The sequence below is a fragment of the Mesorhizobium sp. genome (assembly GCF_017306585.1).
In the GTDB taxonomy this organism is placed as follows: Bacteria; Pseudomonadota; Alphaproteobacteria; order Rhizobiales; family Rhizobiaceae; genus Mesorhizobium.
The window spans coordinates 1-19,255 of sequence record NZ_JAFKIC010000236.1 but is presented as its reverse complement, the minus strand read 5'-3'; the positions used below and the strand labels follow the sequence as shown (position 1 = coordinate 19,255).

22 protein-coding genes and 1 pseudogene are annotated in these 19,255 nt (G+C 63.4%); 13 read left to right on the top strand and 10 right to left on the bottom strand.

All coding sequences use genetic code 11. The features are described 5' to 3' along the window. The 5 genes and pseudogenes from J0I79_RS28790 to infC form a co-directional block, all read right to left on the bottom strand. Positions 1-324 (bottom strand): annotated as a pseudogene (locus J0I79_RS28790) (phenylalanine--tRNA ligase subunit alpha); the annotation flags it as partial. A gap of 142 nt (positions 325-466) precedes the next feature. Next, positions 467-868 carry a 50S ribosomal protein L20 gene (gene rplT, locus J0I79_RS28785; RefSeq protein WP_027053776.1) on the bottom strand — a complete coding sequence of 134 codons (402 nt, stop codon included), beginning with the start codon at positions 866-868 and terminating at the stop codon, positions 467-469. Positions 869-905: 37 nt separating this feature from the next. After that, positions 906-1,109 (bottom strand): 50S ribosomal protein L35, encoded by a 204-nt coding sequence (gene rpmI / locus J0I79_RS28780; RefSeq protein ID WP_006201248.1) that lies wholly within the window; start codon positions 1,107-1,109, stop codon positions 906-908. A 173-nt stretch (positions 1,110-1,282) separates the two neighbouring features. Then, positions 1,283-1,909: an isoprenylcysteine carboxylmethyltransferase family protein gene (locus J0I79_RS28775; RefSeq protein WP_292867298.1), complete on the bottom strand. Its 627-nt coding sequence runs from the start codon at positions 1,907-1,909 to the stop codon at positions 1,283-1,285. Positions 1,910-2,136: 227 nt separating this feature from the next. Beyond that, positions 2,137-2,673, bottom strand: coding sequence for a translation initiation factor IF-3 (gene infC / locus J0I79_RS28770; RefSeq protein ID WP_292867308.1), 537 nt, complete (start codon positions 2,671-2,673; stop codon positions 2,137-2,139). 204 nt (positions 2,674-2,877) lie between these two features. Here infC and J0I79_RS28765 point away from each other — a divergent pair, with 204 nt between their 5' ends. The 4 genes from J0I79_RS28765 to J0I79_RS28750 all read left to right on the top strand — a co-directional run bounded on the left by J0I79_RS28765 (position 2,878) and on the right by J0I79_RS28750 (position 6,249). Further along, complete coding sequence (locus tag J0I79_RS28765; protein ID WP_292867295.1) at positions 2,878-3,648, top strand: alpha/beta hydrolase; 771 nt, start codon at positions 2,878-2,880, stop codon at positions 3,646-3,648. Between the two features lie 2 nt (positions 3,649-3,650). Continuing rightward, complete coding sequence (locus J0I79_RS28760) at positions 3,651-4,793, top strand: benzoate/H(+) symporter BenE family transporter (RefSeq protein ID WP_292867292.1); 1,143 nt, start codon at positions 3,651-3,653, stop codon at positions 4,791-4,793. A gap of 117 nt (positions 4,794-4,910) precedes the next feature. Beyond that, positions 4,911-5,393, top strand: coding sequence for a DUF2852 domain-containing protein (locus J0I79_RS28755; protein WP_292867289.1), 483 nt, complete (start codon positions 4,911-4,913; stop codon positions 5,391-5,393). Positions 5,394-5,490: 97 nt separating this feature from the next. After that, positions 5,491-6,249 (top strand): M48 family metallopeptidase, encoded by a 759-nt coding sequence (locus J0I79_RS28750; protein WP_292867286.1) that lies wholly within the window; start codon positions 5,491-5,493, stop codon positions 6,247-6,249. 143 nt (positions 6,250-6,392) lie between these two features. Here the strand turns inward: J0I79_RS28750 and J0I79_RS28745 are convergent, their stop codons facing one another. After that, positions 6,393-6,611, bottom strand: a complete 219-nt coding sequence (locus J0I79_RS28745) for a hypothetical protein (protein ID WP_292867283.1) — start codon at positions 6,609-6,611, stop codon at positions 6,393-6,395. Positions 6,612-6,721: 110 nt separating this feature from the next. Here J0I79_RS28745 and J0I79_RS28740 point away from each other — a divergent pair, with 110 nt between their 5' ends. From J0I79_RS28740 to J0I79_RS28720, 5 genes are all read left to right on the top strand, one after another. After that, a complete protein-coding gene (locus J0I79_RS28740) occupies positions 6,722-7,381 on the top strand; it encodes a phosphoribosylanthranilate isomerase (protein WP_292867304.1) in 660 nt (219 codons plus the stop codon). 88 nt (positions 7,382-7,469) lie between these two features. Then, a complete protein-coding gene (gene trpB, locus J0I79_RS28735; RefSeq protein WP_292867280.1) occupies positions 7,470-8,690 on the top strand; it encodes a tryptophan synthase subunit beta in 1,221 nt (406 codons plus the stop codon). A gap of 61 nt (positions 8,691-8,751) precedes the next feature. After that, on the top strand, positions 8,752-9,591 hold the full coding sequence (trpA, locus tag J0I79_RS28730; protein WP_292867277.1) for a tryptophan synthase subunit alpha: 840 nt from the start codon (positions 8,752-8,754) through the stop codon (positions 9,589-9,591). Positions 9,592-9,682: 91 nt separating this feature from the next. Then, a complete protein-coding gene (gene accD, locus J0I79_RS28725; protein ID WP_292867275.1) occupies positions 9,683-10,609 on the top strand; it encodes an acetyl-CoA carboxylase, carboxyltransferase subunit beta in 927 nt (308 codons plus the stop codon). A 409-nt stretch (positions 10,610-11,018) separates the two neighbouring features. Beyond that, on the top strand, positions 11,019-12,344 hold the full coding sequence (locus tag J0I79_RS28720; protein ID WP_292867272.1) for a folylpolyglutamate synthase/dihydrofolate synthase family protein: 1,326 nt from the start codon (positions 11,019-11,021) through the stop codon (positions 12,342-12,344). Between the two features lie 34 nt (positions 12,345-12,378). Here the strand turns inward: J0I79_RS28720 and J0I79_RS28715 are convergent, their stop codons facing one another. Continuing rightward, positions 12,379-13,068: a GntR family transcriptional regulator gene (locus J0I79_RS28715; RefSeq protein WP_292867269.1), complete on the bottom strand. Its 690-nt coding sequence runs from the start codon at positions 13,066-13,068 to the stop codon at positions 12,379-12,381. 237 nt (positions 13,069-13,305) lie between these two features. Here J0I79_RS28715 and J0I79_RS28710 point away from each other — a divergent pair, with 237 nt between their 5' ends. The 4 genes from J0I79_RS28710 (at position 13,306) to J0I79_RS28695 (ending at position 17,517) form a co-directional block, all read left to right on the top strand. Next, the gene (locus J0I79_RS28710) at positions 13,306-14,625 is read left to right on the top strand and encodes an aspartate aminotransferase family protein (protein WP_292867266.1); all 1,320 of its coding nucleotides are present in this window, start codon (positions 13,306-13,308) and stop codon (positions 14,623-14,625) included. 102 nt (positions 14,626-14,727) lie between these two features. Further along, a complete protein-coding gene (locus J0I79_RS28705) occupies positions 14,728-15,687 on the top strand; it encodes a TRAP transporter substrate-binding protein (RefSeq protein ID WP_292867263.1) in 960 nt (319 codons plus the stop codon). Positions 15,688-15,712: 25 nt separating this feature from the next. After that, a complete protein-coding gene (locus J0I79_RS28700) occupies positions 15,713-16,240 on the top strand; it encodes a TRAP transporter small permease (RefSeq protein WP_292867260.1) in 528 nt (175 codons plus the stop codon). Further along, positions 16,237-17,517, top strand: a complete 1,281-nt coding sequence (locus J0I79_RS28695; RefSeq protein WP_292867257.1) for a TRAP transporter large permease — start codon at positions 16,237-16,239, stop codon at positions 17,515-17,517. Before J0I79_RS28700 ends, J0I79_RS28695 begins: the two co-directional genes overlap by 4 nt. 51 nt (positions 17,518-17,568) lie before the next feature. Here the strand turns inward: J0I79_RS28695 and J0I79_RS28690 are convergent, their stop codons facing one another. The 3 genes from J0I79_RS28690 to J0I79_RS28680 all read right to left on the bottom strand — a co-directional run. After that, entirely contained in the window at positions 17,569-17,850 is a 282-nt protein-coding gene (locus tag J0I79_RS28690) for a cupin domain-containing protein (RefSeq protein WP_292867255.1), read from the bottom strand. 135 nt (positions 17,851-17,985) lie between these two features. Next, on the bottom strand, positions 17,986-18,306 hold the full coding sequence (gene trxA / locus J0I79_RS28685) for a thioredoxin (protein WP_292867253.1): 321 nt from the start codon (positions 18,304-18,306) through the stop codon (positions 17,986-17,988). Positions 18,307-18,378: 72 nt separating this feature from the next. Next, a partial coding sequence (locus tag J0I79_RS28680) for a PD-(D/E)XK nuclease family protein (protein ID WP_292867251.1) occupies positions 18,379-19,255 on the bottom strand: 877 nt, incomplete at its 5' end.

The window sequence follows — 19,255 nt, the reverse complement described above, 5'->3', positions numbered from 1 at the left end:
CTCGGCCGGCGACTGCCGTACCGGCAGCGTGACATCGACCTTCTCGGCGACGAGGCGCGCGGTGATCGCGACGTCCCTCAGTTCTCTCTTGCGGGCGGTCAGCGCCTCGGTGACGCGGTTCTTGAGGCCGTTGATGGCCGGGCCCTTGACCTGGCGCTCCTCGGCGCTCATGGCGCCGAGCGTCTTCAGCATTTCGGAGATCGACCCCTTCTTGCCGAGTGCCGCGACGCGCACGGCCTCGATCGCAGGCTCGTCGGCGGCCGAAGCGATATCGGCAAGAAGTGAAGCTTCCAGGGCTTCAAGATTTCCAGCGGTGGCGTTCACGGCGAAACTCTCTCGGTCGGGCAACCCGCCATCATCGGGCGTGTCGCCAATTTGGTTACATCAGGCATAAGAAAACCCGCGCCAGCCGTGCCAGCGCGGGTTCCCCAAATCAAGTGTCGAAAGTGCTTGGGAAGCGCTGGTCTTAGGCGACAGCGCTTTCAAAAGCGTTCGGCGTGGTGTTCTTCAGATATTCGAGCGCGACCTTGGCCTTGGCCACCAGCGCGGCGAAGGCCTGCGGCTCGTGGATGGCCATGTCGGACAGGATCTTGCGATCGATCTCGATGCCGGCCTTGTTGAGGCCGTCGATGAAGCGGCCATAGGTCAGGCCATGCTCGTGGGTCGCGGCGTTGATGCGCTGGATCCACAGCGCGCGGAACGAGCGCTTGCGGTTCTTGCGGTCGCGGTAGGCGTACTGCAGCGACTTTTCCACCGCCTGCTTGGCGATGCGGATGGTGTTCTTGCGGCGGCCGTAGAAGCCTTTCGCGGCTTTCAGGACCTTCTTGTGCTTGGCGTGAGCGGTGACGCCTCTTTTTACGCGTGCCATGTCATGATCTCCTTAAATGCTGTTCCGGGCCGAGTGCTCAGAGGCCGTTCGGCAGAAAATTCTTGATGACCTTCTTGCCGTCCGGTTCAGCCAGAACCATCGTGCCGCGGGCATTTCGAATGAACTTGTTGGAACGCTTGATCATGCCGTGACGCTTGCCGGCCGCAGCCGACAGGACTTTACCCGTACCGGTGATCTTGAACCGCTTCTTGGCGGCCGATTTGGTCTTCATCTTGGGCATTTTGCTACTCCGTATTGTTGGCGCACTATCGCGCTTCTTGTTCGCTTCGGGCCGACCAAAGCCCGAAAAGCAAATGAAACCGCCACGGCATGCCCTGCCGGGCGGTTTTCTTGAACGGCGGTCCTATAGATCAAAGACGGCGCGTGCGCAACACCCACCGCATAGCGGATCTGTCAGGGCAGGGTGAACCACACCGGCAGCACGCCCGACAGCTGCGCGCCGTCGATCAGTTCGAAGGCCGGCAGCGCGATCAGGAACACCAGCCCGTCGAGCAGCGTGTTCAGGAGAAGGCGCGGCTTGAAGCTGCCGGTGTCGCCTTCATTGTAGAGCGACAGCTTCGGGAAGAAGCGCGGGACCTTCTCCAGATAGGCAAGGTAAGGCGCGCCGAGCGCTTCCTTGAGGAACTTTTCCTCGCGCAGGATGACGATGTGGAAGGCGCCCGCGCACAGCGCCGCGAACAGGATGATGCCGGTGAACGAGCCGATCTGCGCGCCGACGCCAGCCGCGGCGACGGTCGAAAACACGTAAAGCGGATTGCGGGTGATCGAGTAGGGGCCGCCGGTAACCACTTCGGAGGATTTGCGCCCGCCGATATAGAGCGTCGCCCAGAGCCGCCCGACGATGCCGAGGAAGATCAGCAGCACGCCGAACATTTCGATCGTTTCATGCACCGGCGTATCGGGCGGAAAGGTCGACTGGCCGAACAGCAGTGCCAGGAACAGCACGATCACCAGAACGGCGAGCACCAGCCTGCGTATCTGCTGGTAATTGCCCAGCCCGTACTTCAGTTCATTGTCCAAGAAAGCATTCCGATCGTCGAAGAGCCTGATGCGCGCTGCCCAAATGGCTCCGGCTTTGGACGCACGACATGCACGAAATACACAACCGCCGCGGCTGCCATGAAAAGGGCGTCTCGACGGTCGTCGGGACGCCCTGTATCACAATTCAGGCGGTTTTGGAGCGTGGTGGCTCGCCTAACCTTTTCGTGACCGTGCCGTGATCCAAGGCACCTCAGGCGAAGGCAGGCCTAGCGCGGCGCCAGCACCATCATCATCTGGCGGCCTTCGAGCTTCGGCTCGGCCTCGACCTTGGCGATCGTGGCCACTTCCTCGCGCACCTTGTTCAGGAGCTGCATGCCGAGCTCCATATGCGCCATCTCGCGGCCACGGAAGCGCAGCGTCAGCTTGACCTTGTCGCCTTCCTCGAAGAAGCGGCGCACCGCCTTCATCTTGGTGTCGTAGTCATGGCTGTCGATGTTCGGGCGCATCTTGATCTCCTTGATCTCGATGACCTTCTGATTCTTGCGCGCCTCGGCCGCCTTCTTCTGGTTGGCGTATTTCAACTTGCCGAGATCGAGAATTTTTACGACGGGCGGCTGTGCGTTGGGCGAGATTTCGACGAGATCGAGCCCTGCCTCTTCGGCGAGCAGCAATGCGTCGTTGATGGAAACTTCGCCACGGTTCTGGCCTTCGGCGTCGATAAGCTGGACCCGGGGAACCCGGATATCACGGTTGGAGCGCGGGCCGTCCTTGGTAGGCGCCGCTGCTTTGAAAGGTCTGCGAATGGTCGTGGTCTCCTTGGCCGTTTCGTTCAGGGTCTGTCAGTCAGATGCTTGGACGCGCCAATGTGGGAAGCGCGCGGGCGGAGTCAATAGCATAGCATTGATGGAAAATCACCCTGATCACTGGCCTGTGCCAAACAAAGAAACAATACGAGCACTTTTCGCCTCGCCTGAGGCTGTGCCAAAAGACCGGCCTAAGGAGAAGTCATGTCCGTAACCCCGCCAACCTTCCTCGACGTGAACGGAACGCGCATCGCGGTACGCCACTCGGCGGGCTCGGCGCCCGGCATCGTCTGGCTTGGCGGCTACAAGTCCGACATGCTGGGCACGAAGGCGCAGACGCTGTCGGACTGGGCGGCGAGCGAAGGCCGCGGCTTCCTGCGCCATGACTATTCCGGCCACGGCGAATCCGGCGGCGACTTTGCCGATGGCACGATCTCGAAATGGCTTTCGCAGAGCCTTGCCGTGTTCCGCCATTTCGCCAGGGGCCGGCAAATCCTGGTCGGCTCCTCGATGGGCGCCTGGATCGCGCTGCGCATGGTGCAGGAATTGCGCAAGAGCGGCGACGCCAACGTCGTCGGGCTGGTGTTGCTGGCGCCGGCGCCGGATTTTACCGCGGAACTGGTCGAACCGGCGCTGACCGAAGCGCAGAAGCACGATCTTGCCGAGAAAGGGTTCTTCGCCGAGCCATCGGATTATTCCAGCGAACCCTACATCTACACGCGCGCCCTGATCGAGGACGGCCGCCGTAATCTCGTCATGACCGGCCCGATCGACACCCATTGCCCGGTGCATATCCTGCAGGGCTTGGCTGACCCGGACGTACCTTCGAGCCACGCGCTGAAGCTTGTCGGGCTGCTGCCGGCCGACGACGTGACGCTGTCGCTGATCCCCGACAGCGACCACCGCCTGTCGCGGCCGCAGGATCTCGACATGCTGCTGCGGGTGGTGGGCGACATGGCCGGGCGGAGCAATTGAGCATGCGCCTGTCCATACCGATATCCGCCTTCGTCGCGGCCATTGTCGGCTTCGGCGGCACGCTGGCCATCGTCATCGCCGCCGCGCACGCGGTCGGCGCGACGCAAATTCAGACCGCGAGCTGGGTCACGACCATCTGCCTGGCCATGGCGATCGAGAGCCTGTGGCTGTCGTGGCGCACCAAAATGCCTGTCATCACCGCCTGGTCGACGCCGGGCCTGGCACTGATGGCGGCATCGAGCGGCTTTTCGATCGGCGAGGCGGTCGCCGCCTTCATCGTCACCGCCGTCCTGCTGATCGCCACCGGCCTGTTTCGGCCGCTGACGCAGCTGATCTCGAAAATACCGCCCTCGGTCGCTTCCGGCATGCTGGCCGGCATCGTCGTCACCTTCGCCCTCAACGCGGTCAAGACCATTCCCGTCGACCCCTGGCTGATCCTGCCGCTGATCGTGGCTTTCTTCGTCATCCGCCTGTTCAACCCCGCGCTGTCGGTGCTGGCCGTGCTGGTCGGCGGCGGCCTCGCCGCGTTTCTCACCGGCCGAGTCGGCGGCCTGCCCACACCGGAACTGTCGACGCTGACGCTGATCGCGCCCGTCTTCACCGCCAAGGCGGTGATCGGGCTGGCGCTGCCGCTCTATCTCGTCACCATGGCCTCGCAGAACCTGTCCGGCCTCGCCGTGTTGCGCGCCGCCGGTTACCATCCGGAGCCTGGCCCGCTGATCGGCGTCACCGGTTTCTTTTCGCTGCTATCCGCGCCGTTCGGCGGCTCGACCACCAATCTGGCGGCGATCTCGGCGGCGATCTGCACCGGGCCGGATGTCCATCCCGATCCCGCCGAGCGCTGGAAGACCGGGCCGTTCTACGCGCTTGCCTATCTGATCTTCGCCATCTTCGGCGCCTCCCTGGTGGCGATCTTCGCCGTCCTGCCGCAGAGCCTGATCGTGCTTGTCGCCGGCCTCGCGCTCATGGCTTCGCTCGCCAACGCGCTGGCGATCGCGCTGAAGGAAGAGGGCGAGCGTATGGCCGCCACCGTGACCTTCGTCGTCACCGCCTCGGGCCTGACGCTGTTCGGCGTCGGCGCCGCATTTTGGGGGCTGATCGCCGGTCTGGGCGTGCTTTTCCTCGACATGCTCAAAAAGCGATAATCATTTCAGAACCTTGTCCGGTTTCGGACGAAGCTGTCTTGAATCGCCGTTTTCGCCATCCCATCTCGATTCCACGCAGCCGGTTCTGGCTGTCTCCAACCGAAGGAATGGGAGAAAATGAACACATCTGCATTGATCCGCCCGGCCTGGACGCCGGCAACCATCGCGTTGATGGTGATCGGCTTCATGGTGTTCTGGCCGCTCGGCTTCGCCATGCTCGCCTACATCATCTGGGGCGACCGGCTTGACGGCTTCAAGCGTGACGTCAACCGCGCGACCGACGGCATCTTCGCCGGCTGCCGCCGCGGTTCCGAAAAGGCCGCGCGCTGGGGCAACGGCTCGGCCCGCACCGGCAACGTCGCTTTCGACGATTGGCGCGAAAAGGAACTCGAGCGCCTCGCCGAGGAACGCCGCAAGCTCGACGACATGTTGACCGAGTTCGACGACTACGCCCGTGAATTGCGCCGCGCCAAGGACCAGGACGAGTTCGACCGGTTCATGGCCAATCGCAACAAGTCGACCGCACCGGCCAAGACCGATCCGAGCACCGGCACGACCCCCACCAAGCGTGGCAAGGGCTCGAACCTGCTCGACGACTGAAGCCGCGCGACAGGCTGAGGTATGACGACGGCGTCGCGCAAGCGGCGCCGTTTCTTTTTTGTTCTATTGGTTTCCTCGAATCGCGTATCGTCCCGCCATGACCATCGGATTCTTCCGCAATCTGACCAAGCCCAAACCCACGCCTGTCGTGGAACGCGAATATTGCGTCGCCGGCCGCACACTGCCGCTCAAGATCGTCGAGAGCGCGAGGGCCAGGCGGCTGACACTGCGCATCGATTCCGGCGGCCAGGGGCTGCGCATCACCGTGCCGCCGGGCCTGCGCCGCGGCGAGGTGGACAGGTTCCTCGACCGTCACCAGGAGTGGCTGGAGCAAAGGCTGGCCAAGGTGCCGACGCGGCCCCAGGTGCGGCCCGGCATCAAGATACCGGTGCGCGGCGTGCCGCACCGCATCGTCCACGAACCGTCCAAGCGCGGCACCGTCACGGTGTCGCGCGACGAGCGCGGCGCGCTCCTGATCGTGCATGGCGAGCGGGTGCACCTGCCGCGCCGCATCGCCGATTTCTTGAAGCGCGAGGCCAAGAAGGACATCGAGAAGCTGGTGATCAGGCACACCGAGGCGCTCGGCAAGCGCGCCAAGGCGATCCGCTACAAGGATACCTCCAGCCGCTGGGGCTCCTGCACTTCCGAAGGCAATCTGTCCTTCTCCTGGCGCATCATGATGGCGCCGCCGCCTGTGATCAACTACCTCGTCGCGCATGAGGTGGCGCATCTCAAGGAGATGAACCACGGTCCGAAATTCTGGAAACTGTGCGAGAAGCTTTGCCCGGATACCGATCGCTGCAAGGACTGGCTGAAGCGCAATGGCGGCGCGTTGCAGGCGATTGTTTTTGAGTAGGGCGCCTGATTTCGCCTCCCATGGGACGACGCTGGAGAATGGCTAAAGCTGCCCCAACGTCGTCATCCTAGGGTCTGCGCTCCGCTTCGCGTCGCTCCGCCCTAGGATGACGAAGCGGCGGTTGGCCAGCCCTGCGCGCCCCCTCAATCATCATTCGCCGCATTCAATTCCTCCGGCCGCAGCCCTTCATCAGCATGATGCGGCCACGGCAAAAAATTCCGGTCGAACGCATCGCCGCCGAAATAATCGAGCGCCCGGTGCGCTTCCGCCCCGTCGAAGGCGGCCTTGGCTATCAGGTGCGCGATCACTTCACGCGCCTGCGCGATCTTCTGCCTGAGTTCTGCAACGGTCTGGTCGGCCATGGTCCTGCTCCCGCCTGTGTCCTGTCCATCCATAGGTAGCGCCTTTGGCCGTGCCGGCAAACAGCATGCTTTTCCTCGACTCCGCCGCGATTTCATGCCAATTCCGCGCCATGGCGCTCGATATCAAGATCTGCGGCTTGAAGACCGACCAGGCAATGGCGGCGGCCCTTTCGGGCGGCGCCAGCCATGTCGGCTTCATCTTCTTCGCCAAGAGCCCGCGCTATGTCGATCCGGCGGAAGCCGGGCGGCTGCGTGAGATGGCACGCGGCAAGGCCCTGGCGGTCGCCGTCACGGTCGACGCCAGCGACGCGTTTCTCGACGAGATCGTCGAGAAAATGCAGCCCGACATGCTGCAACTGCACGGCTCCGAAACGCCCGAGCGGCTATTGGAATTGAAAGCCCGTTATGGCCTGCCTGTCATGAAGGCGCTGCCGCTCAGCGAGGCCGCCGATCTCGACCGGATCAAGCCGTTCATCGGCGTCGCCGATCGGTTCCTGTTCGACGCCAAGCCGCCAAAGGGTTCGGTATTGCCCGGCGGCAATGGCGTGGCCTTCGACTGGCGCATCCTCGCCGGTCTTGACGCCGGCGTCGATTACATGCTTTCCGGTGGGCTCAACGCCGCCAACATCGGCGATGCCCTTCGGCTTGCCAATCCGCCCGCCATAGACATTTCCTCGGGTGTGGAGAGCGCACCGGGCGTCAAGGATCCGGCGCTGATCGAGCAGTTCTTCCGGGCCGTCAGGGCAGCACGCGACGACCGCGCCGCCTGACCGGCTCAAACCAGAGCATGTCCCGGAAAAGTGGAATCCGGTTTTCCGACAAGGACATGCTCAAAACATAAGATTCAGGAGATCGGCAATGAACAAGCCGGCGACGCCCAATTCCTTCCGCACCGGACCCGACGAGCAGGGCATGTTCGGCATTTTCGGCGGTCGTTTCGTCGCCGAAACGCTGATGCCGCTGATCCTCGATCTTGAGCGGCAATGGAACGAGGTCAAGAACGATCCGGAGTTCAGGGCCGAACTCGCCGACCTGTCGACGCACTATGCCGGGCGGCCCTCGAAGCTCTACTTCGCCGAAGGCCTGACCAGGCATCTCGGCGGCGCCAAGGTCTACTTCAAGCGCGAGGACCTGAACCACACCGGTTCGCACAAGATCAACAACTGCCTCGGCCAGATCCTGCTGGCCAAGCGCATGGGCAAGAAGCGCATCATCGCCGAGACCGGCGCCGGCCAGCATGGCGTGGCGTCCGCCACCGTGGCGGCGCGCTTCGGCTACCCCTGCGTGGTCTATATGGGCGCCACCGACGTCGCCCGCCAAAGCCCCAACGTCTTCCGCATGAAGCTGCTTGGCGCCGAAGTGCGGCCGGTCACCGCCGGCCACGGCACGCTGAAGGACGCCATGAACGAAGCCCTTCGTGATTGGGTCACCAATGTCGAGGATACCTATTACCTGATCGGCACCGCCGCCGGCCCGCATCCCTATCCGGAACTGGTGCGCGACTTCCAGTCGGTGATCGGCTCGGAGGCGCGCGCGCAGATTCTCGAACAGGAAGGCCGCCTGCCCGACACCATCATCGCCGCCGTCGGCGGCGGTTCGAACGCCATCGGCCTGTTCCACCCCTTCCTTGACGACAAGGACGTGCGCATCATCGGCATCGAGGCCGGCGGGCGTGGCCTTGACGGCATCGAGCATTGCGCCTCGATGAATGCCGGCTCGCCCGGCGTGCTGCATGGCAACCGCACCTATCTGCTGCAGAATGCCGACGGCCAGATCATGGACGGTCATTCGATCTCGGCGGGCCTCGACTATCCCGGCGTCGGGCCGGAGCATTCCTGGCTGCGCGACTCGGGCCGCGTCGAATATGTGCCGATCCTCGACAACGAGGCGCTGGAGGCCTTCAAGCTGACGACGCGTGTCGAAGGCATCATCCCGGCGCTGGAATCCGCGCACGCCATCGCCCACGCGGTCAAGATCGTGCCCGCCATGGACAAGGACCAGATCGTCATCGTCAACCTGTCCGGCCGTGGCGACAAGGACGTGCACACGGTGGCCTCGATGCTGGGTATGGAGATCTAGGCCCTTTGGCCGGTTTCGATTGGGAGTTGATTATGAGCAGAATTCGTCCAAAGGGCCAGGCATGACGACCCGCATCGACCGCCGCATGGCGAAGCTGAAGTCCGAGGGCCGCCCGGCGCTCGTCACCTATTTCATGGGTGGCGATCCCGATTACGATACCTCCCTGTCGATCATGAAGGCACTGCCGGCGGCCGGCTCCGATGTTATCGAACTCGGCATGCCGTTTTCCGATCCGATGGCCGACGGCCCGGCGATCCAGGCCGCTGGCCTGCGCGCACTGAAGGGTGGCCAGACGCTGGTCAAGACGCTGAAGATGGCATCGGATTTCCGCGCCGGCGACGATGAAACCCCGATCGTGTTGATGGGCTATTACAACCCGATCTACATCTACGGCGTCGACCGTTTCCTCACCGATGCCAAGGCGAGCGGCATCGACGGCCTCATCATCGTCGACCTGCCGCCGGAGATGGACGAGGAGCTCTGCATTCCCGCGCTGAAGGCCGGCATCAACTTCATCCGGCTGGCGACGCCGACCACCGACGACAAGCGCCTGCCCAAGGTGCTCGAGAACACGTCCGGCTTCGTCTACTACGTATCGATGACCGGCATCACAGGCTCGGCGCTCGCCGATACCGGCAAGGTCGCCACCGCGGTCCAGCGCATCAAGGGTCACACCAGCCTGCCGGTCTGCGTCGGCTTCGGCGTCAAGACCGCCGAGCAGGCGCGCGTCATCGGCGCCAACGCCGACGGCGTCGTCGTCGGCACGGCGATCGTCAACGCGGTCGCCAATGTGCTGGGGCCGAAGGGCGAAAAGACCGCCGATCCGACCGAAGCCGTCGCCACGCTGGTCAGCGGCCTTGCCCAGGGCGTACGTTCGGCCCGCCTTGCTGCTGCCGAATAGTCATCCTAACTCTGGTTTGTGAGTGCCCCCAAAGCCGGGTCCGACCATGGGCGGCATGCTTTAATTCTTCGTCAGGACAGGAGCCGAAGCGATGAACTGGATCACCAATTACGTTCGCCCGAAGATCAATTCGATGCTCGGCCGGCGTACCGACATGCCCGAAAACCTCTGGATCAAGGATCCCGAGACCGGCGAGATGGTGTTCCACAAGGACCTGGAATCCAACCAGTTCGTCATTCCCTCGTCCGGCCATCACATGAAGATCTCGGCCAAGGAGCGGCTGAAATACTTCCTCGACGACGGCAAGTACGAGCAGCTCGAAAACCCGAAGGTCGTGCAGGATCCGCTGAAGTTCCGCGACGAGAAGCGCTACACGGATCGCCTGAAGGACGCCAAGGCCAAGACAGGCCTGGAGGACGCGATCGTCAACGCGCTGGGCACCATCGAAGGCCTGCCGGTGGTGGTGACGGTACAGGACTTCGCCTTCATGGGCGGCTCCCTCGGCATGGCGGCGGGCGATGCCATCGTGCACGCTTTCGAGGTCGCCCTGCAGCGCAAGCGGCCGCTGATCCTGTTCGCCGCGTCCGGCGGCGCGCGCATGCAGGAGGGTATCCTGTCGCTCATGCAACTGCCGCGCACCACGGTCGGCGTCGACCGGCTTAAGGAAGCCGGGCTTCCCTATATCGTCGTCCTGACCAATCCTACCACGGGCGGCGTGACCGCCTCCTATGCCATGCTGGGCGACGTCCACATTGCCGAACCCGGCGCGTTGATCGGCTTCGCCGGACCGCGCGTCATCGAACAGACCATCCGTGAAAAACTGCCGGACGGCTTCCAGCGCTCCGAATATCTGATGGAGCACGGCATGGTCGACATGGTGGTGTCGCGGCTCGAAATGCGCCAGACGGTCGCGCGCCTGCTGAAGATGCTGCTCAAGCTGCCGGAAGAGCAAAAGCCGCTGGAGCCGGAAATCCTGCCGCCGGCTGTTGTCACCGCCGAAGCGCGTCCGCAGGCCTGATACGACGCAGGCCTGGCCCGAACACCAGCCTGACGCGACATTGGCCGCCGCGAACAGCGATTGCGCGAGGGGCGCGCCTTCGTCATCCTAGGGCGAAGCAGGAGTTCAGCTCCGTCGCGCAGACCCTAGGATCCATGCCGTGACCAGTGAACTGCGCCACGGCTACGGAATCTAGGATGATTTAGAGGCGTGTGAGTGGATATTTTGCTAGGAAACCGGGACAGCAAGGCATGAATCAGACATGCCTTCTTGGGCCGCTGTGCCCTTCGATAGGCGTCACGGCATGGATCCCGGGGTCTCCGCGACGGAGCTGCGCTCCTGCTCCGCCCCAGGATGACGAAGGCTTGGCAAACCGCGTCCAGGTGGAGATTCTGACTTGCGCTCACACGTTTATTGAAGGGCTGTCGTCATGACAACGCTCGCCGCCGACCGCGAAATAGAAGCCCTGATGGCGCTTCATCCGAAAGGCTTCGACCTTTCGCTCGACCGCATCACGCGGCTTCTGGAGCGGCTGAGCAATCCGCAGGACCTGCTGCCGCCGGTCATCCATATCGCCGGCACCAACGGCAAGGGCTCCTGCGCCGCCTTCTCGCGGGCGCTGCTCGAAGCTTCAGGCCGGCTTGTCCATGTCCACACCTCGCCGCATCTGGTGAACTGGGCCGAGCGCTACCGGCTTGCCGCCGAAGGCGGCGGCAGACTCGTCGACGATGAGACCTTCGCCGAGGCCATCGCCCGCGTCGCCAAGGCCAATGCAGGCCAGAAGATCACGGTCTTCGAGATCCTCACCGCCGTCACCTTCATCCTGTTTTCGGAACATCCGGCGGAAGCCGCCATCATCGAGGTCGGGCTCGGCGGCCGTTTCGACGCCACCAACGTCGTCGCCAGGCCGGCCGTGTCCGTGATCATGCCGGTTTCGATGGACCATGAAGCCTATCTCGGCGACCGCGTCGAACTGATCGCCGCCGAAAAGGCCGGCATCATGAAGCGCGGCTGCCCCGTGGTGATCGGCGCGCAGGAAAGCGATACCGCGCTGCAGGTGCTGATCGAAACCGCCGAGCGTCTGGAATGCCCGACCTTCGTCTACGGCCAGGATTTCCTCGCCTTCGAGGAAAACGGCCGCATGGTCTATCAGGATGAAGACGGGTTGATGGACCTTCCGCCGCCGCGCCTGCCCGGCCGCCATCAGTTCGCCAACGCGGCTGCGGCGATCGCGGCCGTCAAGGCGGCAGGCTTCGAGATCAGTCATCGCGCCGCCGAAAAGGCGATGACCAACGTCGCATGGCCTGGCCGCATGCAGAAGCTGGTGCAGGGCCGGCTGGCGGACCTGGCGCCGAAGGGGGCCGACATCTGGCTCGATGGCGGCCACAATCCGGGCGCCGGTGTGGTCGTGGCGGAAGCCATGGCCGAGCAGGAAGAAAAGAGCCCGCGTCCGCTGTTCCTGATCGCCGGCATGATCAACACCAAGGACCAGAGCGGCTATTTCCGCGCCTTCAAGGGCCTGGTCCGGCATGTCTACACGGTGCCGGTCGGCATGAGCGACGCTGGCGTGCCGAACGACGAACTGGCAATCCGGGCCACAGAGGCCGGCCTGACGGCGGAGCCGGTCAGTTCCGTCGCCAGCGCCCTGATGCTGCTGCGCGACACCTGGGACGGCCCGCCGCCGCGCATCCTGATCGGAGGGTCGCTCTATCTGGCCGGCGCGGTGCTGGCCGAGAACGGCACGCCGCCGACCTGACGTCCAGACCCCGGGGAAGGCGGGCCGGTCGGCTCTATGCGTTTGTCGCGAGCATGCTCGACACCAGTTCCTCGGCATCGGCATCCGCGTGCCGGATCGCAAGCTGGAACGCCGTCTCGGCGTCGCCGCTGACGATCGCCGCGACCAGCGGCTCATGCAGGTTGGGTATATCCTGCAGGTTCTCGTAGAAGCGGTCCGTGAGGCGCAGGAACATGCGGGTCTGTCCCTCGAGCCTTTCATAGATTTCCATCAACCGTCGATGGCCCGAAATGCCGATGACCGTGCGGTGGAATTCGAAGTCCAGTTCCATCAGCTTTTTGCGGTTGCCGCTTTCGGCCGCCGTCCGCATGGCTTTCAGTATGTCGGTCAACATCTTGCGGCCGCTGTCGTCCATCCGCTTCGCGGCCAGCCGGGCGCCGAGCGCTTCGAGGGAATCGCGCAGCATTGAGATTTCATAGACATCGGTCTTCTCGACGGTGATGACGAAATTCCCCCGCCGTGGCTTGTAGACGATCAACCCCTGCGCCTGGAGCTCCTTCAGCGCGGCGCGTATCGTCCCCTGGCTGACATTGAAGCGTGCCGCGAGATCAAGCTCGATCAGGCGGGTGCCCGGCTCGATCTCGCCGTCGACGATGGCGGCTCGAAGCGCCATGCTGATCTCGTTCTCCAGCGAGGAAAACGTGTCGCCCGACACGTCCTTGGTCTTGCGTCTCGCCATTTGCATGCAGCCCACCACTCCCCAAGTCGACCAACCCCGCGACGCAGCACACGGCCGGGGCGCAGAGGGCGACACATGGCTTTGCGGTCCAGGCGGCGGTCCGCTCGCGTGGTCGCCCTGCAACTCCTCTAGCAGATCGCATCAGAGAAATCATGTTTGTTATCGTTTATCGATAATTGATATTGACAGCTTGTGACGGTTTCGCGATGGTCTGCGCCCAGCAAAGGGGCTTGGGGCTGGGTGATGTCCTCCATCTTTTCGAGAGACTACGCAGCCGAGCTTCCAAAGGTCGCTCGCGGAAGCGGCGTCTACGTCTACGACACTGACGGCAAGGCGTATCTGGATGGCATGGGCAGCGCCGGCGTGGTCGGCATCGGCCATGGCCGTACCGAGATCTATCGCGCGTTGGCGGATGCCGGGAACACGGTGACATTCGCCTACACGGCGACCTTTACCCATCCCTGGCAGGAGCAACTGGCTGAATCGATCCTGTCGGTCGCTCCGAAGGGAATGGCGTCGGTATACTTCGTGTCCGGCGGCTCGGAGGCGAACGAGACCGCTCTCAAGCTGGCGCGGCAATATCATCTGGAGCGTGGCGACACGCAGCGTCACAAGATCATCGCGCGCTGGCAAAGCTATCACGGCGTCACCATCGCGACCCTGTCTCTGTCGGGCCGCACGAGCTGGCGCACGCCCTACGCGCCCTATCTCCTGCCTGTCGTCCATATCGCGCCGCCTTACGAGTACAGATGCGCCTACTGCCAGGACAAGGGCGGCTGTACGCTCGATTGCGCCGATGAACTGGAGCGCGTGATCAATCTGGAGGGACCCGAGACGGTCTCCTGCTTCTTTGCCGAGACGATCGTTGGCACCACGGCTTCCGGCCTGGTTCCGCACAAGGACTACTACAAGCGCGTTCGCGAGATTTGCGATCGCTACGGCATCCTTTTCGTCGCCGACGAAGTGCTGGCCGGCTATGGCCGCACCGGCGTTCCCTTCGCGATCGACGATTGGGGTGTCACGCCCGACATGATCACCTGCGGAAAGGCGATCGGCAGCGGCTACGCGCCGCTTGGCGCCGTGCTGGTCAACGATCGTGTCACGGATTTCTTCCGCACGAACCGCAAGCGTTTCGTGCACGGCTTCACCTATAGCGGCCATCCGGCTTCCTGCTTCATCGGCCAGCAGGTTTTCGACATCATGTCGAAGGAAGGCCTGTTCAAGCGCCCCCGCCAGATCGGAGACTATCTGGCGACGCGGCTGCGGCAGTTGCAGCAGCGCCATGCCTGCATCGGCGACGTCAGGGGCAAGGGCCTCTACGCCGGGGTCGAATTCGTCGAGGATCGGGCTACCCGCAAGCCTTTCCCGACGGAGAAGGCATTCACCTCCAGGCTCGTTTCGCTGATGCGCGAGCGTGGGGTGATCGTGGGCGGCGGCGTGCCGGGCGCCAATTTCGGCCAGGGCGGCGACCATATCCAGATCACGCCGCCTTACATCGTCACCGAAGAGGAAATCGACATCATCGTTGACACGCTCGACGAGGTCATCACGACACTGGTTTGAAAGGACCAACAGGCATGCCACGGCTGGCACGCCGATTTTCGCAACCCAGAACAAGACAAGCCAACGCAAACAAGCCAAGACAAAACAAGAAGGGGAACTCTAATGCTGAAATCCATATTGGCGGCCGCCTGCATCGCCGCGCTCACCACCGTCTCCGCCCATGCTGGCGTCACCATCAGGATCGGCGGCGCGGGTTCGCCCGACAGCCCGGACACCAAGGCAATGCAGGTGTTCAAGGAAAAGATGGAAGCCGCGCTCGGCGCTGACGTTTCCATCCAGCTCTTTCCCAGTTCGCAGTTGGGCACCGTCGACGAGATGGTCGAGCAGGTTAAGGGCGGCGTCCTCGAATGCATGTATGAGAGCGTCGGCGATCTCGGCTCATTCCACCCGGCGGCCAATGTCGAAGGCGTCGCCTATCTCTATCGCGACGAGGACCATTTCTTCCGCATCTGGCGCGGTCCTGTCGGCAAGGAAATCCTCGATGCAATTGCCAAGGACGCCGGCTTCCGCGTTCTGGGCCCGGCCTTCCACGGCTTCCGCCAGTTCCTGCTGACCAAGCCCGCCGAGAATCTCGCCGACCTGCAGGGTCGCAAAATCCGCGCTCCGGGCATCCCGGCTTACATCGCCTCCATCCAGGCCCTTGGCGCCAACCCGGCGACTGTTCCTTTCGAAGAGGTCTACACGGCCATCCAGCAGGGCGTCGTCGATGGCGTGGAGCAGCCGCTGGTGGCGATCAAGGATCAGCGTTTCTATGAAGTGGCCAAGCACCTTCTGTTGACCAACCACATGGCCGAAACGATGGGCTTCATGTGCGGCGAGCCCTGGTACCAGGGCCTGGACAAGCGCCTGCAGGACGCCTTCGCCAAGAGCGCCGACGAAAGCGCCGACTGGTATCGCGAATACACGGACTCTTCGCAGGCCAAGGTGCTCGACGAACTCGTCGCCCAAGGTGTCGTGGTCCACAAACCTAACCTCGACGAGTTCATCGCCAAGGCGGCCGCCGATTCCAAGTATGACGCCGCGCTGCAGCCCTACATCGACAAGATCCGGGCGGTGAAGTAACCGCCGTCCGGCTGGAGGTGGCCAGATGCCAAAGCTGCTTACGTCTGTTGGCACCGCTCTGCGTCGCGCGCTCGGCTTTCTTGTCGGCGCGGCGCTGCTGGCGATCGTCATCCTCGTCTGCATCCAGGTTTTCAGCCGTTATTTCATAGGCGCGCCGACGCCTGGTCTGGCGGAGATTTCGCGCATCCTGTTCATCTGGATGACGTTCCTGGGTGCAGCGCTTCTGGTCAGCCAGCGGCAGCTGATCGTGATAGATCTGCTGCACGACAGGCTGAGCAGCAGCATCTTCACGCGGCTTAAGACGCTGGTGGATATCGCGACCGCGATTTTCCTTGCGGTTCTCGCCGTCTACGCCCGCCATCTTATGATCGTGGTCGGCCAGAAGATCGCGCCGGCCACCGGCATCAGCTTCGACTGGTTCTACGGCGCGCTGCTGGCCTTCTCCATCCTTGGCCTGTTCTTCATCGTCGAGCGCCTGTTCGGCGCAAGCCATGCCGAACAGGAAACGCCGACAACCGACAAGCCCATTGCCCATGGGGGTGCTCAGTCATGATGATGCTGCTGGTGCTATCTGTCGTTTTCCTCGTGCTTGCGCTCCTTGCGGTTCCGGTCGCCATTGCGCTCGGGCTTTCGGCGCTGCTGGTCATCGCGATATGGGGCATGCCGGGCTTCATCCTGGCGCAGAAGATGGTGAACGGGATCGATTCCTTCCCGCTGCTTGCCGTTCCCTTCTTCATCCTCGCGGCTTCGGTGATGAACAGCGGCGGCATCACGACACGCGTGGTGGACCTGTTTTCCTCCGCGCTCGGCCGTATCCGCGGCAGCTCCGGCGTCGTCAATGTCGGCACCAATGTCTTTCTGGCCGGCATTTCCGGCTCAGCCGTCGCCGATGCCTCGGCGAGCGGTGCACTGCTCATCCCGGAGATGCGCAAGGATGGCTATTCGGGCGCCTTCGCGGCGGCTCTCACGGCCGGCGCCGCCGTCATAGGACCGATCATCCCGCCCAGCATTCCGCTGGTCATCTACGGGGTCATCGCGCAGGTCTCCATCACCAAGCTGTTCGTCGGCGCCTACATTCCTGGTATCCTCATCGCCGTGGCGTTGATCGCTTACGTGACCAATTATGCGCGGCGCCACGAGCTCTCGGCGCGCGGACGTCCTTCATGGGGCGTGATCGGCAGGCAGTTCAAGGGCAGCGCCTGGGCGCTTTCCATGCCGCTGCTGCTGGTCGTCGGCGCCAAGGGCGGCCTGTTCACGGTGACCGAACTCGGCGCGGTTCTGGTGCTCTATGCCATCTTCATCGGCTGGGTGATCCATCGCGAGTTCAGCTGGCGGCAATTTCCGAGCCTGTTGACCGACGCGGGGCTGCAGACCGCCAACATCATGCTCGTCGTGGCGGTTTCGTCCTTCATCGCCTACCTCGTCGTCGTCCATGGCATTCCAGCCGACATCCAGAACCTGCTCCACAATGCCGACCTGTCGCCGACCGAATTCCTGCTTCTGGTCAATGTGGTGTTTCTGGTCGCGGGCATGTTTCTGGATTCGACGCCGGCAACGATCATCCTCGTTCCGATCTTCCTGCCGGCGGCGAAGAGCTTCGGCATCGATCCGACGCATTTCGGCCTCGTGATCGTGCTCAACCTCATGGTCGGGTTGATTCATCCGCCGCTTGGCCTCAATCTGCTGATCACGCAGTCGATCGCCAAGGTGCCGATGCGCGACGTGATCTGGGCCAGCCTGCCCATCGTCGCGATCGTGCTTGCCGTGTTGCTGGTCATCACCTTCGTGCCGCAGACGGTGCTGTGGCTGCCATCCGTGATGGGCATGTAAGACCGCGCAGCCGGATATCGGGCGAGGCCTTTGCCCGCCCGATGCCGACGGCTACTTCAGCTCGATCTCGATGAAAGCATATTCGCCGTCATTGGCGCTGACGACGTCATGTTCGACGCCTTCCTTGCGGAAATAGGGAGCGCCTTTCTTCATCTCGGCGAAGGTCTCGCCGTCCTTGGTCACCAGCTTCAGCTTGCCGTCCATCAGCGGCACAACGACATAGTCATGGCCGTGGCGATGCCAGCCGGTATTGTCGCCCGGCTGGAAGCGGTATTCGGTGACGATGACGCGTTCATTGTCGATGAAGACGGTGGCCTTGGCGGATCCGGTCATTTTCTCGCTCCCTGTTGTCTGCTGCCAAGAGAAGACATGGGGTGTTCGCATGTCAGGGCCAGACCGGACCAGCGATGGCGCCAAGAAAAAAGCCCGGCGCGATGGCCGGGCTTTCTTCTATTCAAACTAGGCTGCTCAGAGGCTGCCGTTGATCCAGTGCGAAAGCGCGGTCTTGGGCGCCGCGCCGACCTTCATGTCGGCCATTTCGCCGCCCTTGAAGATCATCAGCGTCGGGATCGAACGCACGCCATACTGGGCGGCAAGTTCGGGGTTCTCGTCGATGTTGAGCTTGGCGATCTTCACCTTCGCGCCGAGCTCGTTGGAAATCTCTTCCAGCGACGGGCCGATCATCTTGCAAGGGCCGCACCATTCGGCCCAGAAATCCACCACGACCGGCACGTTGGCGTCGAGCACGTCGGCCTTGAAGTTGTTGTTGTCGACCTTGACGGTGGCCATGCGAAGTCCTTTCGAAATTTTTGTCACACCAAATGTGGTGGTTGTCGCGCCGTTCTTCAAGCAGTTCTTGTGTCACGCTCCTGTGAGTCGGGCAAGGGCGTCATCCATCGCGTTGGCCGGCAGCTCGATCAGCCGTGGCGCCTCCGTGAACAGCAGCGCCGCCTTCACCTCGCGCTCGGGGTAAAGTGGCTGTAATAGCGCGCGGTACAGAGCCAGTTGCAGCAGATAGGCCGGCGGAACCTCGGCCAGGGAAGCAGGTGCCGGCCGGTTGGTCTTGTAATCGACGATCGAGACCGCATCCGTCGTCACCGCCAGCCGGTCGATCTTGCCGGAGATCGAGCGCCTTTTTCCCCTGACCTCCAGGCTGCCCATGATCGCCACCTCGGCGCGCGAGGAGGTCCCGAACAGCTGGCCGAACTCGGGATCGCCAAGGATGGCCATGACCGAGGTCAGCGCCTTCTCGCGCTCTGAAGCGGGCCATAGCGCACCGACCCTGGCGACATAGCGCTCCGCCGCGCGTCCCCGTTCCGTTTCGTCAACGCCAGGCAGCATCTGCAGCAGTTTGTGCAGGGCAAGCCCGCGCAGCACGGCGAAGCCCGGTTCGGCATCGGCATCCAGCACCGGCGAGGCCGTATCTATGACCGCCTCCTTGCCTTCCTCGATCAGCGCCGAGGCTCCGGACGGCGACAGCGGCCGCGGCAGGTCTTCGTAAGGCGGCAGGGGCCGGAACAGGGTCGTGGGCAAAGCGCCGAAAGCACTGGCTTGCCGCGTCTCGTCGCTGGCGGCCGACGCGACAGGCGGCAGCTTGGTGATGTGGAAACGGTGGACCGGCTCGCCGCCGGTCGGATGCGAACGCTGTTCGCTCTCGGGCGCGCCGACAAGTGCCCGGCTGACGATCGAATGCCAGGTGCCGGCGTTTGGCGCCCGCTTGCCGTGATAGCCGCAAACA

Bases quoted from the DNA above. Each gene is read 5' to 3' on its own strand.
- J0I79_RS28705 (WP_292867263.1), top strand. From the start codon at position 14,728: ATGCTGAAATCCATATTGGCGGCCGCCTGCATCGCCGCGCTCACCACC.
- J0I79_RS28745 (WP_292867283.1), bottom strand. From the start codon at position 6,611: ATGGCCGACCAGACCGTTGCAGAACTCAGGCAGAAGATCGCGCAGGCG.
- J0I79_RS28760 (WP_292867292.1), top strand. From the start codon at position 3,651: ATGCGCCTGTCCATACCGATATCCGCCTTCGTCGCGGCCATTGTCGGC.
- trpA (WP_292867277.1), top strand. From the start codon at position 8,752: ATGACGACCCGCATCGACCGCCGCATGGCGAAGCTGAAGTCCGAGGGC.
- J0I79_RS28700 (WP_292867260.1), top strand. From the start codon at position 15,713: ATGCCAAAGCTGCTTACGTCTGTTGGCACCGCTCTGCGTCGCGCGCTC.
- J0I79_RS28695 (WP_292867257.1), top strand. From the start codon at position 16,237: ATGATGATGCTGCTGGTGCTATCTGTCGTTTTCCTCGTGCTTGCGCTC.
- J0I79_RS28710 (WP_292867266.1), top strand. From the start codon at position 13,306: ATGTCCTCCATCTTTTCGAGAGACTACGCAGCCGAGCTTCCAAAGGTC.
- trpB (WP_292867280.1), top strand. From the start codon at position 7,470: ATGAACAAGCCGGCGACGCCCAATTCCTTCCGCACCGGACCCGACGAG.
- J0I79_RS28720 (WP_292867272.1), top strand. From the start codon at position 11,019: ATGACAACGCTCGCCGCCGACCGCGAAATAGAAGCCCTGATGGCGCTT.
- J0I79_RS28750 (WP_292867286.1), top strand. From the start codon at position 5,491: ATGACCATCGGATTCTTCCGCAATCTGACCAAGCCCAAACCCACGCCT.
- rpmI (WP_006201248.1), bottom strand. From the start codon at position 1,109: ATGCCCAAGATGAAGACCAAATCGGCCGCCAAGAAGCGGTTCAAGATC.
- J0I79_RS28765 (WP_292867295.1), top strand. From the start codon at position 2,878: ATGTCCGTAACCCCGCCAACCTTCCTCGACGTGAACGGAACGCGCATC.
- accD (WP_292867275.1), top strand. From the start codon at position 9,683: ATGAACTGGATCACCAATTACGTTCGCCCGAAGATCAATTCGATGCTC.
- J0I79_RS28755 (WP_292867289.1), top strand. From the start codon at position 4,911: ATGAACACATCTGCATTGATCCGCCCGGCCTGGACGCCGGCAACCATC.
- J0I79_RS28715 (WP_292867269.1), bottom strand. From the start codon at position 13,068: ATGCAAATGGCGAGACGCAAGACCAAGGACGTGTCGGGCGACACGTTT.
- trxA (WP_292867253.1), bottom strand. From the start codon at position 18,306: ATGGCCACCGTCAAGGTCGACAACAACAACTTCAAGGCCGACGTGCTC.
- rplT (WP_027053776.1), bottom strand. From the start codon at position 868: ATGGCACGCGTAAAAAGAGGCGTCACCGCTCACGCCAAGCACAAGAAG.
- J0I79_RS28740 (WP_292867304.1), top strand. From the start codon at position 6,722: ATGGCGCTCGATATCAAGATCTGCGGCTTGAAGACCGACCAGGCAATG.
- J0I79_RS28690 (WP_292867255.1), bottom strand. From the start codon at position 17,850: ATGACCGGATCCGCCAAGGCCACCGTCTTCATCGACAATGAACGCGTC.